The organism is Halorientalis persicus, assembly GCF_900110215.1.
In the GTDB taxonomy this organism is placed as follows: Archaea; Halobacteriota; Halobacteria; order Halobacteriales; family Haloarculaceae; genus Halorientalis; species Halorientalis persica.
Genome location: NZ_FOCX01000054.1, coordinates 1 through 13,652 on the forward strand (window position 1 = coordinate 1; position 13,652 = coordinate 13,652).

A 13,652-nucleotide genomic window follows, 5' to 3' on the forward strand; every position below is an offset into this window, starting at 1 on the left:
GCGGACGGTGGCCTGCATAGCAGTACTGGAGAGCTGCTTCCATTCGGGCCACCTGCTGCGCCAGTCCTTCACTTTCTGGTTTTGGTCGTACCGCGTGGGCTTGTCGTCCTCAGGGGCGTTCTCGTAGTCGTGGAGAACGTGGTTGTAGAGTTGGCGGTGGTGGTCAAGATGGTACTCACACGCTTCCTCGAGCCCTTCTTGCTCGGGGTACGCTTGAAAGCGGTGCGAGTAATCCATCGCTGTATGGCGAATGTGCGACTCTACGGTGTTAAAAGCTGCCGTGGGTGTCGGCCTTCACCCCTGCCCACGGTGGGGCGGGGTACCCGGCCTCGGTTTCTTTATGGACCCGTCGCGGCTCGTCGCTTCCGCCCATCGTATGCACAAATTTTGCGCATAGAATCATAACGGCTTCGGCGGATGCACAGAGCTTGCACATCACCGCTCGTGCGGTCGAACTCGCTCACGCTGGTTTCAGGTAGCGAATTCCTGTCGCAGATGGCCGGGGTCGTTGCGTTGAGAGAGACGGGTCATGCTCGATTCTGAGAACACCACGATTCGAAAGCACTCTCAAACTCACTGAATAAATTTCGGTGGAAGTCTCCAATGTATGGAAGTGGATACTTCTGGTCGCTATCTGGGGCATGCGAAAGATAATCGCCGGACTCGTCAAGATCTCCCTTCGGCGTAGCTTCGAAGTCGCGTTTCCGAAAATAAAGGTGGTAAAAATTTCGATCGTCCGTGGATCGTTCGAATTTCACGGATAGACACCAGTAGTCACCGTGCTGGAAGTCATTTCGGAGTCCCCAAAGAAATGTACCGCGACGAACGTACTCTGGAGCAGCCTTGTTGTTGCGGGCAGGGAGAAAATAGTCCTTCCCAATGTGCTGATTGAGGCGTTTGTTCAAAATCTGTCGAATCTGCTCATTGTAGGAATACAATGATGATACGTAGTTGTGCACCCGGCGATAGACCTCATTTTCAACGTCAGTGAGATCCGCATCTGCAGCAACGACAACGAGGCCTGTCGTCGAGATGTCGTCACACATCCCTGCCAGTTTGTTGAAATTCCCGTGGACAATGTAGGCTGACGAACGAGCTCGGGTGAGATCACGGTCTGTGACGGGATTGGATGGACCTGAGGAGTGACCTAGAAGCTGGTCAATCGTGTTTGTGGAACCTGAATTCGCCATGAAAAAGTGGGGGACTACTCGTCCGCAGAACCGCGAACCATCTTCGATGCCGCCTCACGGTCCTTTCGGAGCTGCTCCTTCGACTGACCAGTTATTTCGGCCAGTTCTTCGACCGTGATGAGGTTTTCTAAGGCCATCGTCTTACTACATGGTAGCTTTCTCTGCCAATTATACCTTTCGTACCGACGACTACGGCTTGTCACTCTTTTCTCTTGGCCCGGAGACACCTCGCATCCCCGGTGGCAGTCGTGTGTCCGTGGCTGGTCTGTGTCGCCGTTGTCGCGCTTGACTCGCGGACCGACAGCTACCGACAGCAGGCAGACAGACGCCACGCCTGCGGTCGTGGGTGGCGTCGGCGGCTTGGGTGGGGGGGTAGTCTGGAGCGTTGGGGTCCGCTTGGACTCTCTAATCACCGGGGAGAGTTCTATCCGGGGAGGTCAGTCGTTCCCGGAGTGTCTGTGTCTGCTGTGGCGGTCCCTGGGATATCCGAATCACTGGGGACGACCAGACGGCGCTCTTTGTATTCGAGGCCGTCCTTGCGGTGGGTGCGCTTCTCGATATAGACGCGGTTGTTCGCGAGTTCGCGAATGCGTTCGAGTGTCTGGCCAGCGAGTTTCTTTGCGTGGTCGTAACTCAATGTCTCATCAGCGCGTTCGTGAGTGGACTTGATCCAGACGCGGACGTCCGAGGCGTCGACGTATTCTGAGACTGTGTTACAGCCCCGTGACCAGAGCGTGGATCGATCGTGTGTCCCGCGTTCGGCCCAGGCCTTGGCTGCGAGGTAGTCCGCTCGGCGGCTGGTGGCCGTACTGAGTAGCTGGTCGTCCATGCGGGCCAGTTGCTGGATGGGGAGGAGATCCGCAGTTGCGAGTGGGGTAGTCCCCGAGCGCTCAAGTGGATCCTCGTGATCGGGCAGGCGGACCCACTCGGTGCCCTCATCGTCACTGACGCGTTCGAGGCGGTTCTCGGGCAGGTCAAGTTGGTCCCTGGTGGGTGTGACGTGTTCGTATTCGAGATGGGCTCCCTTTTCGAGTTCGCGTGTCTGTAGTTCGGCGAGCTGGGACTGGGTAGTCGTCGTGCGCTTGCGGAGTGCGTCGAGGAGTGCGCTCTGTTTCTCACACGTGGACTGGAGAGAGTCGACGCGTTGTTCGGCCGCTTCTCGGGCCTGGCGTTCGGTTTGGAGGTCGGCCTGGAGATCCTCGATCTGGGTCTGTTGGGACTCGACGGTAGCCTCCAGGTCTGCAATGCGGGCTTCGAGGCGTTCGAGGGCCGTCATCGGCGGGTCCCTCCAGCGAATGTGGTTGGGGGTGATGCGACTGGGCGTGTGGGGGATTGAATAGCCCCACGAGTATATTCGAACATGGCTTCTTCCGAGAGAGGAGGCCACACGGCGGCCCGCTGGCCCGGGTCGTCGTTTGCACTTGCTGCGGTGACGAGTATCCGCCGTGGAACCCATTCGATATCTCAAAGAGGGGCTACTTATTTGTTGTGTAGCTACAGCAGATAGTGGACAAATTTATCTTGTAGGTGTAGTGTTGTAGATAGGGACGTGTCAGACCGCCGTGGTCCCGACCCTAACGTGGACGATGAGACGTTCTTGATGGAGATCCATCTGGCATACAAACCAGCACTCGGCACAACGGAGGTCGCTGAACGGGTGGGGCTTAGCCAACAGGCAGCTTCCAAACGATTGCAACGTCTCGAGGACTACCGATTGGTAGAATCTGACAAAATCGGAAATGCGCGTGTCTGGTGGCTCACGGATGACGGGCGTCGTCAGCTAGATCCCGAGGAAAACGAGTCGTCGAGCCAGTAGATCCACGGGCCACCGCCAACGCGTGCCCGATTGAGTTCACCACGCTCGTCGAGTCGCTCTAGACGCTGTCGGACTCGCCAATCTGAGAGTCCAACGCGTTCAGCGACACCACCAGCAGTGGCAAATGGCTCTGCTGCCTTGGCGATAGCGTCGATCAATTCACGATCACTCACAGTCGGGTCTGGTCCTTTCGTGGCCATCTGCTTGTCTCGATGATTGGTTGTGGCTAAACAATAGTATTATGGGTGTGTGGTCACAACAGTTTGGTACGGGATCCGGGCTCTCTCGGGTGATTCCACGTAGAAAGTCACCCGCCTGCTTGAGACAGGCGAGCCGGGGTTCCGAATTCAGTGAGAACCCATGGCAACAAACACACGGACTGCTGAAAACGCTTCTGTCCGGCCACAGTGGCTGTTCTGTGGGACGGACGAGTCTGGCACCGATCACGTGTACAACACTGTCACTGACTACGTCGTCGCGGTTGCGCCGGATGGCCACCGCAAGCACGTCGCGGACTTGACGGAGGCGAGTATCGACGAGTGGATGGCCTTCGTCGCTCAGAAACGCGGCTGGTCTGATCGGCGGCTCTACGAACACTTCGGCGATGCGTTAGCTGACCGGGTGAGCGGTGTATGAGCGACCGTGTCGATACCGAGGCAGTCAGACATCAACTGGTACAGGCCTATACGCGGGCTGTGCATCCCGGTGCGATCGTGCATCTTCAGGCAGCGCTAGCAGAGTTTGAGGACGAGTTGGGAGATGAGCTAGTTGAGTGTCCGGTGTGTGAGCAACTCGGATTTCCAGATCGTATTCGAGTACACGACTGCCGGGGCTGAATACGGACTCTTTTGATAATGATTGCAAGGCGGAAACCCGCGCCTTTAGGCGCGGGAGGAAGCCGACAACCCGATACACAAACTATCCTCGATAGCAGGCCGACTCCCCCACGCCAACCCGAAATATAATAAATACAGGCTTCCACATATGAGGTACAGATGGTGGAAGACTCAAGCACTCGAACCGTCCCCATCAAACTCGATGTGGACGAGAGTGCCGCTGACCTCCTCCACCAGACAACCGACCACTTCCTCAACGCCGCCAATCATGTCGTTGATGTAGCGTGGGAACCCGACTGGAAAATCACCAGCAAACAGAAACTCCACGAGCTTACCTATTACGACGTTCGAGAAGACTCACCGCTTCCAGCCAATCTCGTGCAAGCCGCACGAAACCGCGCCGCAGAAGCCGTCAAAGGCATCATCGAACGATGGAAGGAAGGTAAGAAAGCCTCGAAACCACACTTCACGTCACGGTTCGCCAGCTACGACGCGCGAACCGTCACCGTCAACGACGACCACGCAACCCTCGCCACCATCGACGGGCGAATCACCGCTGAGTTCGTCCTCCCGGACGAACAGCGTGACACGCCACACTCGGCGTATCTGTTCAACGATGACTACGACGTGAAAGGAGCTACGCTCCACTACGACGAGGTTGAGGACTGCTTCTACCTCCACGTGCGGACAAAGCCCGCCGTCGAGAACGATGATGCCAATCAAGGCGATGCCAAGCACGTCTCCGTCCTTGGTGTTGACCTCGGCATCACAAACATCGCAACAACCTCAACCGGCACGTTTTGGAGTGGCGGCGAACTCAATCACTGGCATCGAGAATACGAGAAGCGTCGTGGCTCCCTGCAACAGACAGGGACTCGATGGGCACACGGGAACGTCCAGCGAGTCGGTCGCAAGCAAACCGGGCGGTTCGAGCAGATGCTTCACACTATCTCGAAGGAACTGGTTGAGGAAGCTCTTGAGAACGACTGTACGCATATCGTGTTTGAGCAACTCAAAGGTATCTGCGAACGCCTACCGCACGCGAAGGCGGTTCACAAGTGGGCGTTTTATCGTTTGTTCGAGTACGTCATGTACAAGGCCGAGTCGGGAGGTCTTGTGGTGAAGCAGATTAATCCGGCGTACACGAGTCAGCGTTGCTCGAAGTGTGGATTCACCCACGAGGATAATCGTCCACACAACAATGGTCAGGACGAGTTCGGTTGTCTGAAGTGTGGGTATGATGTTCACGCGGATTACAACGCGGCGAAGAATATCGGATTGAAATATCTCCGCGACCAGCAAAAGTCTGGGCGTGGAGGCGCACCCGTAGGCGTGCGCTTGAACAGCGGGACGTTGAACGTGAACGGCGAGTATTCGTCTACTGCCTTGAGCAGTTAAAACGGGAGTCCACGCTGAATGCCACGCCCTTCAGGGCGTGGTAGCTTACTGGGTATCCATCGTCTCCAATGACGGGCCTGTTACTGGAGCCGTGGTAGGGTACCGGTCTGTTCCTTCCGTGCGATATCGCGGACGAACAGCCTGACCTTCCGGACGAGTTCGTCACGGTCGTCGTATGTGTGGACCTGCGCATCCCAGCGGTCAATGACTGCAGCGATCATCGCGCTTCGAATGCCAGACTCGTGGATGAACAGTACGCGTTCGTCGTGGCCGGTGTCAGTAGCAGCATCACGCTGGAAGATCGCCTCCAGCACAGCGCCCGTTTCGATGCCGACGCCGAGGTTGTCGCCGAGCTTCGGGACGAGATAGATGACGGCATTGCTCGCGAGGGCGAACTCAATGCTCTGTGTCGCTGCGTCCATCTCGGAGAGAGGGAGATCGACATCGAGTGCGAGAAACGCGTTCACACCGGGGTCCGTGCGAAGTCGATCGCGCACAGCTAGCATGAGATCCAACATCGCTTCGTCGCGGTCGAGGACAGCATCTGCATCGGTGACCGTGCTGAAATCGAACGAGTCGGGCAGTGCCGAGAGGTCGATAACATCGGTCGGATCATCGGCCTGTTCGAGTGCCGTCCGGATGTCAAACGCCGTGTACGGCCCCATGAGATAGACCAGAAGTTGTGGATGGGAAACGCCACCCAACTCGCCGATGATTCGGTCGCGCATAGTGGTACTCCTGACCATCAGCTTTTGAATGTTACCCCGCGCACGGTGGCGCGGGGAATCCTGCTCTCACGAGGGCAGGCTTCCTGTTTCGATGACGTGACGTGCAGACACAGACTCAAACTGAGTCGTGTCCGTAGTGGCCACAGTCTCTACAGGCGTGTCTTCGGGCCATCCCAGCCCTAGTTTAGCAAAGCCGCGTTGGAGGATGTTCATCGCTGCGTTCGCATCTCTGTCCGTCTCGAACCCACAACTCGGACAGGAGTGGTCCCGAACCCAGATGGGCTTCGCCGTCTCCACACCACACCGGGCGCACTCCTTCGTGGTTCCCGCAGGCTCAACCTGCACGACGTGCGTGCCGTACAGATCGCCCTTGTAGTCGAGCAAGTGGACGAACTGTCGCCACGCCGCATCCTGCTTGTTGCGAGCGTTGCCGTCGCTCTGAAGCATCCCCTTTACGTCGAGGTCTTCCACGAACACGGCGTCGTACTCTGTGACGAGCCACGTCGTAAGTTTGTGCTGATAGTCCAGCACTTTGCGGCGAATCCGGCGCTTCACTTTGGCGACCTTCTGGCGTTGTCTCTCGTAGTTGCAACTCCCGTGGTCTTTCCGTGAGAGTCTGCGTTGCTCGCGCCGCAGACGCTCGTAGTCGTCTTCGAGATTGAGCCAATCCACGGTTTTGCCATCGCTGGTATGGATGTAGTTCAGGATACCGAGGTCAATCCCGACGCTATTGCTCGCATTCAGCGAGTCCACGTCGGGTTTCTCGGGCAGGTCTGCATCGTCGGTTTCGAGGGCGAAGGAGACGAACCACTCGCCGGTCGTCTCTTTTTTGACTGTGACTTCGTTGATGGTGGCGTGGTCTGGGATCGGTCGGGAGTATCGGATTTTCACCCAGCCGATTTTACTGAAGCGGACGTATGCGTACTTGTCGTGGCCCCTCTTTTCATCGAGGTCGAAACCAGACTGATTGTACGTCACGCTCCGGTAATCGGTTGGTGACTGCCATTTGAGTTGCCCGACGTTGTACCCGTTCTCTTTGAGTTCACGCAAGACGGTGAGGTTGTGGTGGAAGCGGGCGACAGTGGCTTGCGCGGCTTTCGAGTGCAGGCCACCGAACACCGGCCACTTGCGTTTCCACTCGGGAAGCTTGTTGTTCTGGTCGTACTCAGACGGTTTGTCGTCCTCGGAGCTGTTCTCGTAGTCCCAGCGAACGTGGTTGTAGAGTTGGCGATGAACATCGAGATGGTGGTCCAGTCGTTCCGCTACCTCTTGTGTCGGATAGGCGTGGTAACGGTGACTGTATTCCATCGACGTCTGTTGGTTACCGATGTATTCACTTAATGGTTTGTACCACGAGTTGTCGGCTTCATCCCCGACCACGGTGGGTCGGGGTATTCGTCTCGCTGACCAGTATAAAATATGGGCTCTTTCAAACTCTACTGACTCAGCAAGTGCTTAGTAGAACGGAGGTTGATAGTGAGACATGGGTGACGCCGAGCACCGAGAGGAGGGAGCTGAGCGAGGGATTCAACTTCCGGAGCAGAGTTTGCTCGACCTCTCGGACTATCTCGCCATGCAGCGGGCCATCGGGAACGAACACCGGTTCCGGATCCTCTCAGTACTCGTCGACGAGGGTTCCCACAGTGCACGCGAACTCGCCGACACACTTGATATTGCCTCCAACACGCTCCATTACCACCTCGACGAGCTGGTCGACGTCGGACTCGTCGAGAACCGAAAACGAACCCAACCCGAGAGCGACGGGGTGTATTCGTATTACCAGGCGACCTCACTCGGTGAAGGAATCCTCGAGCATGGCGTGCGCGAACTCATCCGCGAGGAGTGGGACCTGCTCGACGCATACGGCGGGTAGCACCGCACTGCACTCAACACAGCTATCTTGATACAGTGAGATAATCCCGCCCTTCCCGCGAAGGACGAGCGTTCCGACAGAGCGTCGGAACCGAGGACTGAGCAGGGCGGGAGTGAATCACGTCAGCCCCGGTGAGATACCGACACCGTTTCTGTTGGCAGGATATTCAACGTCGGGTCGCAGCCATTAAGTTACTCTACTGTCATAGGCTATGTATGGTGAATCTGGTCACGACACGCACCATTACGGCAGCACTCACCAACGACCGTGAGGGTGTCGTGCGTGACCTCGATTCACTCGCCCGTTCCGGCAGTAAAATCTGGAACGTGGCTCGGTGGACCGCAGACCGCATCTGGGACCACACTGCGGAAATCCCGGACGAAGGACCGCTCAAGTCCTACATGAAGAACCAAGCGTGTTGGAAAGATTTGAACTCGCAGTCAAGTCAGGCAATCGTCGAAGAATTGTCTGGCGCTTTCCAGTCATGGTTCGAAAAGAATGATCCAGACGCAAACCCACCGGGCTACCGCAAACACGGCGATGAACGACCACGCTCAACTGTTACGTTCAAAGAAGACGGCTTTAAACTTGACACGAAACACCAGCAGGTTCGGTTGTCGAAAGGCAAAAACCTGAAAGACGGGTGGAGCGACTTCATCCTCTGCGAATACGACACCGGTCCAGACGCAGACCTGACTGACGTAGAAGACGTACAGCAGGTCCGCATCGTCTGGAACGGTGAGCAGTGGGAACTTCACTTCGTCTGCAAAGTCGCCATCACCGCCGCTGACTTGTCGGGCGAGAAAACCGCTGGCGTTGACCTCGGAATCTGCAATACGGCAGCTGTCTCTGTCGGTGACGAAACCCTGTTGTATCCGGGAAATGCCCTGAAAGAGGACGCTCACTACTTCCGGCAAGAAGAATACGACACGGAAGGCGAGGACGGTCCAAGCGATCATGCAGCGTGGGCACGACAAAAGAAATCCCGACGTCAGACCCACTTCCTGCACGCAATCTCGAAAGACATTGTCGAGCAGTGTGCTGACAAAGATGTAGGCACGATCGGAGTCGGTCACCCGAAGGACATCCGCGGCGATGAAGACTGGGGCAGGCACGGCAACAAGCGCCTGCACGACTGGGCGTTCGAAACGCTTCTGAGCCACATCGAGTACAAAGCCGAGGAGCGAGGTATTGACGTAGAGCGTGTGGACGAAGCGGAGTTGAAAACGTCGAAAACCTGTTGTGAGTGTGGAACGGCGACGGACTCACATCGTGTTGAACGTGGCCTGTACGTCTGCGAGAACTGCGAGTTGGTCGCTAACAGCGACCTGAATGCGGCTGAGAATATGCGAGCGACGGTAACTCCGAGTCCTGAGAAGGATAGGAGTAACGGCTGTCTGGCCCAGCCATCGGTCCGCCTGTTCGAGAAATCAACGGGGCGGGTAGCCCCACAAGAACAGGTCCGACCGTAGACCGGCAAATATCCCAACGCTGCGGTACGGTTCGGGAAGCCCCGTCGTTCACGACGGGGAGGAGGTCACTGGGTACGGCTCCTTCATTCCTCTAACTCTCGCAGCAATTCTTCAGCCACGGCTGTCGTCACGTAGTAGGTGTGCTTGCGGTGAGTCTCGTCTTTGGATTTCAGCTTGCGCTCGCTGGCCTTGATCGTACTCCCCTCGTCGGTAGCCACCAGTCCCACCCGCCGAAGCGCACGGTACAGATGGCGGACGTACTCGAAGTCCATCGCCAGTTCCTCGGCGGTCATCCGCGGATAATCCGGCCCACCACGAGCCAGTCGCTTCGCGATCGTCTGTCCATCGGGCAAATGCTGGAGGACGTTCTTCTTCCCGTCCCGTTCGTCCAGAAAGCGCAGGAGGTGATCGCTCTCCCGTGAGAGGCGGTAGTAGGTGTGGTGCTGACGGACCTCGTCGGCTTTCTTCGCCTTGATACGGCGTTGCTTGACCGTTCCCGACTCGACGCGCTCCAGAAGGCCAGCCGTCTCCATCTCCTCACACAGCGTTTCGACCTGCTTCCGTTCGGCATCGAGATGGCCGGCCATCGACCGCGGATAGTTCCCCTCGACCGTGTCGAGGTGATACAGAATCCGATACGCTACCGGATCGGCCGGGAGTGGTGCGAGCTGGCCGACCACAGCCTGTTGCTGTTCGAATTCGGCTCTAACTCCTTGGCCCGTTCGTAGCGCTGCTGGGCGTTGGCTGGTGGATCCTGATCGAGATCCAGCACGACATCGATGGACTCACTCTGTGGGGTCTCCAGTGTGACCGTGAGCTCGCCCGCCTCCCAGTGGTCGCCGGATTCGTTGTGCGCCTGCTGGAGAGTATCTTCGACCGTCTGATAACGAGTCATGATCGTATCGGCTCCCAGCCGGGGACGCTCGATCTCGGCCTCGGAGACCATCCTGGGCCCCAGTACACCCCTCGCCCGCTTGAACCCACCGCGTCGGTCTGTTTGTCGCCCCGGAGGGGTGCGGGGCCATACACACCGATGAATCCCCAGGCGGGAAGGATTGCAGCGATAGCAATCCCGACACTGACGTATCTCCACACTGGGGGCCGCTCTGAGTTCGCTTATGACTCAGGCATTGCCCAGGAACGTTTTCACTGCTGACGCAATCAGTGCTGGCGCTTCGCCGGGGCCACTGTGACTGATTCCGTCGAACTCGACGAGGCGGCTACGGGGCAGCGAATCGTGGACCGCGCGAGCGCTCTCGCGCAGGAAGTCTGGCCCGTTGGTGCCGGTCAGGACAAGTACAGGGGCGTCGACACCGAGACGACCTGGAAGCTGGTACTGTTCGACGGCACGATTCATCCGGACGACCTCCTCGGCAAGGTCCACGCAGTCCGGCCAGACTGGCCACTCTGCCAACCACGCATCGAGGTCGTCGATTCCATCGGGATGGAGGACCTGCTCGATGTAGCGTTTCACGGCCTCGTGGCGGTCACCGTCATCGATGAGTGCTGCCATCCGATCGGCGAGATCGGCTTCCTCTCGGTAGTCGTCGGGTAGAACAGCTGGTTCGTACGCGATGACCGCGTCGACCGGTGCATCCGTTGCGGACTCGACTGCCGTCAACGCACCGAAGGAGTGCCCGAACAGGATCGGATCGCCGTCGACGGCGTCAACGAGCCTGCGTACGTATTCGGCCTCCCGGTTCAGAACTTCATCGGCACGGGTCTCCGCTTGATCATCGAGACACGTGCCGAATCCCGGTCGCTGCGGGATCACAGCGCTGTACTCCTCGAAATGTGGCAGGACTGGATTCCAGTACTGTTGGGGAGCCATCCCGCCGTGGAGACAGATCAGTGGCTGACCGTCTCCATGGCGTTCGTACGCGACCTCGATACCATCTGTGGGCTGTGTCGTCACCATGCAACTCCGTGTTCAGGGTCGACTCGGCTAAGCCGTTCTCTCAGTCATGGGGCAGTTTATAAAATATACACCCGGTGGACAGGAAAATCGGGCAGAGTACTCCCGCACACGAAGCCACCTGTGTCGGCGACCACGTGTCCAACACATCTGGCCAGAGCCGATGGAAGGATTCGATGGAGGTGAGCAGCCGAGAGAACAGCAGTGGATTCTGATAAGAGGCTGTTTCGACAGCACCAATACGATAGGTAGGGACACCTACATATGGGACTCGTCGCTGAATTCGATATCTACTGCGAGGCGTTACCGCTCGCGGGCGTGGCTTCGGACGTCCCCGACGCAACGCTGACACTCGATCTGCAGTTCAATCATGGGGGCCGGCCCCTGTTTCTCGTTACTGTCCACGACGGCTCCCGGACGGCATGCGAGACCGCCTTCACGGCTGCGTACGATGTCGGGGAGTGGACGCTCGTCGGGCATGCCGGCGACACCCGTCGCTATCAAGTATTCCCGGCGCTCAGTCTGGAGGAACAACTCGGTGAACATCTCGACGATCTTGAAGGCCTTGAAGCGCTCGCGACCGCCGACGCCATAATCGAGCGGATAGAGGTCATACCAGGCGGCTGGCGACAGACTGGCTGGTTCGCCGACCGTGATGCGTTCAGCAGATTCTCTTCGTTCTGGCAGCAGAACGCTGGCTTCCAGTTACACCGTCTTACCCAAGAGGGGGAATCCGAACCGCCAGGCGACGGACTGACTGACCGGCAACACGAGGCACTCCGGATCGCTTACGAACGGGGCTATTTCGACATTCCACGGCAGGCTTCTCTGGAAGACGTTGCTGAGGAATTAGAAATCACCCCCTCCTCTGTCTCTGAACGACTCCGTCGTGCGCAAACCCAACTCATCGAGGAGACCGTAGCAACGATGTGGCCACCACTTCCTAATTGATTGCGGATGACTCGCCTTTCAGCGGACGGCTATTCTCCAGTACTGTGAGATGGCGATTTTCTGTCGCTAGCCAGTGGCTGATGGCGGCAAACGACTCACGCAGTACCTGCCCGTCTCGGAATTTAGGTGTTCGCCCCGGTACGCGGAGAAGACCTCCGTCAATTCGTGGTTCTTGTGGTCAATCTACAGGGCCGTCCAGCGGGTCGAGAGCAGATCGTAGTGCGTCGACACGGCTGGTGGTGTTCGATTGATACGATGAACAGTATATTTACCCAATGAACGATAATAGTCGGGCAATGACCCACGCTGAGCAGTCACAGATTGATTTTCGCGAATCAGAAGCATTCCTCGGTGGTGATGATGGGATGGTACGGGTCAAAATGGAAACGCTCCAGAAACATGGGCCCCGCAATGACTGTTCGTCACTGCGTTTTTGGCCTTTCTAAGGCATATATTAAGTAATATTAACCTATAATAAGTATACAATATTAACTATTCGAATATTGACTAAACCGGTAGCCAGACACCCCTCGTTTCGTCTGTTCTGCCTTGTTGAATCCAGGGACGGCATAGCGATCAGTCTTTGATGGCTTGTTCGAGGTTGTAGACGGCGGCGGTGAGCACCAGTTCACGGAATTCGCGGTACCAAGCGCGAGGTCTGACAGCGGACCCGTACCGGCGTTTGATGGCCGAGAACGCGGTTTCGGCCATCCAGCGCTGCCCGTAAGCCTCGCTGTCCAACCGTGACTCGATAGAAACGCTGCTACGCCATGCGAGCGTGAACCAAGATATGGGGCGCAAGAGACCGACCACAACGCCGTGCCATAGAGCACGTAACCGTGACTGGTCCGTGTGCGAAGGAAGCCGAGTCATGGGCGTGACAGCCCGGGTGCCGCGCCCCGCAGCACCCGGGAAAGCCCGAATAGGTGCATCTCTGCTTCACGCACTGGCGTCCCGGGTGAACAGACCATGTACCTCGGAATTGATGTCCACAAACGGTACGCACAGGTGGCAGTAATGGACGAAGCTGGTGAGCTCGTCGAAGAGGTTCGCGTTGAGAACGCGAACCTCGACGATTTCGCCCAGCGGTACGCTGGTGCCGAAGCGGCACTTGAAGCAACCAGCAATTACTACCACATGGCACTGTCTAGTTGAGGGAGTTTGAGAAGTGAGCAGGTCGTAGTGAGTGGTGCCTATGACACTCAAAGACCTGCTCAGTGAGAATTTGGGAGTGGACGATGAAGATGTTTGGGAGAACGAGCGCACGCCGACACCCGTGCGCTGTTTCGCGGTTCGACTTCACTCGATGGGGCTGTCAGTGCGTGAAGTCGAAGGTGTCTTAGCCTGGCTGGGTGTCGATCGCTGCTATCAGGCAGTCTGGAACTGGAAGGAAAAATTAGCCGAGACACAGAGCGACCCGCCGACGGCGGAGCCGTCGCGGGTCGCGGTTGACGAGAAACAAATCGAGGTAGA

The 13,652-nt window shown here is 57.5% G+C and carries 15 protein-coding genes and 4 pseudogenes; 8 read left to right on the forward strand and 11 right to left on the reverse strand.

From position 1 onward, the window contains the following. The 4 genes and pseudogenes from BMX17_RS23455 to BMX17_RS23465 form a co-directional block, all read right to left on the reverse strand. A pseudogene (locus BMX17_RS23455) lies at positions 1 to 237 on the reverse strand (RNA-guided endonuclease TnpB family protein); the annotation flags it as partial. Positions 238 to 527: 290 nt separating this feature from the next. Continuing rightward, complete coding sequence (locus BMX17_RS23460) at positions 528 to 1,046, reverse strand: hypothetical protein (protein ID WP_211611450.1); 519 nt, start codon at positions 1,044 to 1,046, stop codon at positions 528 to 530. A 158-nt stretch (positions 1,047 to 1,204) separates the two neighbouring features. Beyond that, positions 1,205 to 1,327, reverse strand: a complete 123-nt coding sequence (locus tag BMX17_RS27405) for a hypothetical protein (RefSeq protein ID WP_280141436.1) — start codon at positions 1,325 to 1,327, stop codon at positions 1,205 to 1,207. A 287-nt stretch (positions 1,328 to 1,614) separates the two neighbouring features. Continuing rightward, a complete protein-coding gene (locus BMX17_RS23465; RefSeq protein ID WP_092664660.1) occupies positions 1,615 to 2,466 on the reverse strand; it encodes a DUF8008 family protein in 852 nt (283 codons plus the stop codon). Between the two features lie 303 nt (positions 2,467 to 2,769). On the opposite strand from BMX17_RS23465, the gene BMX17_RS23470 reads away from it, so the two are divergent. Then, positions 2,770 to 3,006, forward strand: coding sequence for a winged helix-turn-helix domain-containing protein (locus BMX17_RS23470; RefSeq protein WP_227739046.1), 237 nt, complete (start codon positions 2,770 to 2,772; stop codon positions 3,004 to 3,006). Here BMX17_RS23470 and BMX17_RS27640 read toward each other — a convergent pair. Further along, a complete protein-coding gene (locus BMX17_RS27640; protein WP_139203707.1) occupies positions 2,967 to 3,206 on the reverse strand; it encodes a FaeA/PapI family transcriptional regulator in 240 nt (79 codons plus the stop codon). The two genes, BMX17_RS23470 and BMX17_RS27640, sit on opposite strands and share 40 nt — an antisense overlap. Positions 3,207 to 3,366: 160 nt before the next feature. On the opposite strand from BMX17_RS27640, the gene BMX17_RS23475 reads away from it, so the two are divergent. Both BMX17_RS23475 and BMX17_RS23485 read left to right on the forward strand, forming a co-directional pair. Further along, positions 3,367 to 3,642 carry a hypothetical protein gene (locus BMX17_RS23475; RefSeq protein WP_139203709.1) on the forward strand — a complete coding sequence of 92 codons (276 nt, stop codon included), beginning with the start codon at positions 3,367 to 3,369 and terminating at the stop codon, positions 3,640 to 3,642. 359 nt (positions 3,643 to 4,001) lie between these two features. After that, the gene (locus BMX17_RS23485) at positions 4,002 to 5,240 is read left to right on the forward strand and encodes an RNA-guided endonuclease InsQ/TnpB family protein (protein WP_092664669.1); all 1,239 of its coding nucleotides are present in this window, start codon (positions 4,002 to 4,004) and stop codon (positions 5,238 to 5,240) included. An 80-nt stretch (positions 5,241 to 5,320) separates the two neighbouring features. Here BMX17_RS23485 and BMX17_RS23490 read toward each other — a convergent pair whose 3' ends face one another. Then, positions 5,321 to 5,968 (reverse strand): DUF7509 family protein, encoded by a 648-nt coding sequence (locus BMX17_RS23490; protein WP_092664672.1) that lies wholly within the window; start codon positions 5,966 to 5,968, stop codon positions 5,321 to 5,323. A 66-nt stretch (positions 5,969 to 6,034) separates the two neighbouring features. Beyond that, positions 6,035 to 7,276 carry an RNA-guided endonuclease InsQ/TnpB family protein gene (locus BMX17_RS23495; RefSeq protein ID WP_092664691.1) on the reverse strand — a complete coding sequence of 414 codons (1,242 nt, stop codon included), beginning with the start codon at positions 7,274 to 7,276 and terminating at the stop codon, positions 6,035 to 6,037. 175 nt (positions 7,277 to 7,451) lie between these two features. Between BMX17_RS23495 and BMX17_RS23500 the strand changes: the two genes are divergently transcribed. Next, positions 7,452 to 7,841: an ArsR/SmtB family transcription factor gene (locus BMX17_RS23500; protein ID WP_092664674.1), complete on the forward strand. Its 390-nt coding sequence runs from the start codon at positions 7,452 to 7,454 to the stop codon at positions 7,839 to 7,841. Positions 7,842 to 8,056: 215 nt separating this feature from the next. Beyond that, positions 8,057 to 9,313, forward strand: coding sequence for an RNA-guided endonuclease InsQ/TnpB family protein (locus BMX17_RS23505; protein WP_092664677.1), 1,257 nt, complete (start codon positions 8,057 to 8,059; stop codon positions 9,311 to 9,313). 83 nt (positions 9,314 to 9,396) lie between these two features. On the opposite strand, the gene BMX17_RS23510 is transcribed toward BMX17_RS23505, so the two are convergent. The 3 genes from BMX17_RS23510 to BMX17_RS23515 form a co-directional block, all read right to left on the reverse strand. Further along, complete coding sequence (locus BMX17_RS23510) at positions 9,397 to 9,993, reverse strand: DUF2250 domain-containing protein (RefSeq protein WP_211611452.1); 597 nt, start codon at positions 9,991 to 9,993, stop codon at positions 9,397 to 9,399. Further along, the gene (locus tag BMX17_RS26785) at positions 9,954 to 10,259 is read right to left on the reverse strand and encodes a hypothetical protein (protein WP_211611453.1); all 306 of its coding nucleotides are present in this window, start codon (positions 10,257 to 10,259) and stop codon (positions 9,954 to 9,956) included. Before BMX17_RS26785 ends, BMX17_RS23510 begins: the two co-directional genes overlap by 40 nt. Before the next feature lie 177 nt (positions 10,260 to 10,436). After that, positions 10,437 to 11,231 carry an alpha/beta fold hydrolase gene (locus BMX17_RS23515; RefSeq protein ID WP_092664680.1) on the reverse strand — a complete coding sequence of 265 codons (795 nt, stop codon included), beginning with the start codon at positions 11,229 to 11,231 and terminating at the stop codon, positions 10,437 to 10,439. 261 nt (positions 11,232 to 11,492) lie between these two features. On the opposite strand from BMX17_RS23515, the gene BMX17_RS23520 reads away from it, so the two are divergent. Continuing rightward, complete coding sequence (locus tag BMX17_RS23520) at positions 11,493 to 12,179, forward strand: helix-turn-helix domain-containing protein (protein ID WP_092664683.1); 687 nt, start codon at positions 11,493 to 11,495, stop codon at positions 12,177 to 12,179. 576 nt (positions 12,180 to 12,755) lie between these two features. Here BMX17_RS23520 and BMX17_RS27140 read toward each other — a convergent pair. After that, positions 12,756 to 12,926: pseudogene (locus BMX17_RS27140) on the reverse strand (transposase); the annotation flags it as partial. Between the two features lie 222 nt (positions 12,927 to 13,148). Here BMX17_RS27140 and BMX17_RS23525 point away from each other — a divergent pair. Next, positions 13,149 to 13,319, forward strand: a pseudogene (locus BMX17_RS23525) (IS110 family transposase); the annotation flags it as partial. 55 nt (positions 13,320 to 13,374) lie between these two features. Then, positions 13,375 to 13,652 (forward strand): annotated as a pseudogene (locus BMX17_RS23530) (IS6 family transposase); the annotation flags it as partial.

What these genes read in the sequence shown, in the direction of transcription:
- BMX17_RS23460 (WP_211611450.1), bottom strand. Translation starts at nt 1,046, where the DNA reads ATGTGTGACGACATCTCGACGACAGGCCTCGTTGTCGTTGCTGCAGAT.
- BMX17_RS27405 (WP_280141436.1), bottom strand. Translation starts at nt 1,327, where the DNA reads ATGGCCTTAGAAAACCTCATCACGGTCGAAGAACTGGCCGAAATAACT.
- BMX17_RS23465 (WP_092664660.1), bottom strand. Translation starts at nt 2,466, where the DNA reads ATGACGGCCCTCGAACGCCTCGAAGCCCGCATTGCAGACCTGGAGGCT.
- BMX17_RS27640 (WP_139203707.1), bottom strand. Translation starts at nt 3,206, where the DNA reads ATGGCCACGAAAGGACCAGACCCGACTGTGAGTGATCGTGAATTGATC.
- BMX17_RS23475 (WP_139203709.1), top strand. Translation starts at nt 3,367, where the DNA reads ATGGCAACAAACACACGGACTGCTGAAAACGCTTCTGTCCGGCCACAG.
- BMX17_RS23485 (WP_092664669.1), top strand. Translation starts at nt 4,002, where the DNA reads ATGGTGGAAGACTCAAGCACTCGAACCGTCCCCATCAAACTCGATGTG.
- BMX17_RS23490 (WP_092664672.1), bottom strand. Translation starts at nt 5,968, where the DNA reads ATGCGCGACCGAATCATCGGCGAGTTGGGTGGCGTTTCCCATCCACAA.
- BMX17_RS23495 (WP_092664691.1), bottom strand. Translation starts at nt 7,276, where the DNA reads ATGGAATACAGTCACCGTTACCACGCCTATCCGACACAAGAGGTAGCG.
- BMX17_RS23500 (WP_092664674.1), top strand. Translation starts at nt 7,452, where the DNA reads ATGGGTGACGCCGAGCACCGAGAGGAGGGAGCTGAGCGAGGGATTCAA.
- BMX17_RS23505 (WP_092664677.1), top strand. Translation starts at nt 8,057, where the DNA reads ATGGTGAATCTGGTCACGACACGCACCATTACGGCAGCACTCACCAAC.
- BMX17_RS26785 (WP_211611453.1), bottom strand. Translation starts at nt 10,259, where the DNA reads ATGGTCTCCGAGGCCGAGATCGAGCGTCCCCGGCTGGGAGCCGATACG.
- BMX17_RS23515 (WP_092664680.1), bottom strand. Translation starts at nt 11,231, where the DNA reads ATGGTGACGACACAGCCCACAGATGGTATCGAGGTCGCGTACGAACGC.
- BMX17_RS23520 (WP_092664683.1), top strand. Translation starts at nt 11,493, where the DNA reads ATGGGACTCGTCGCTGAATTCGATATCTACTGCGAGGCGTTACCGCTC.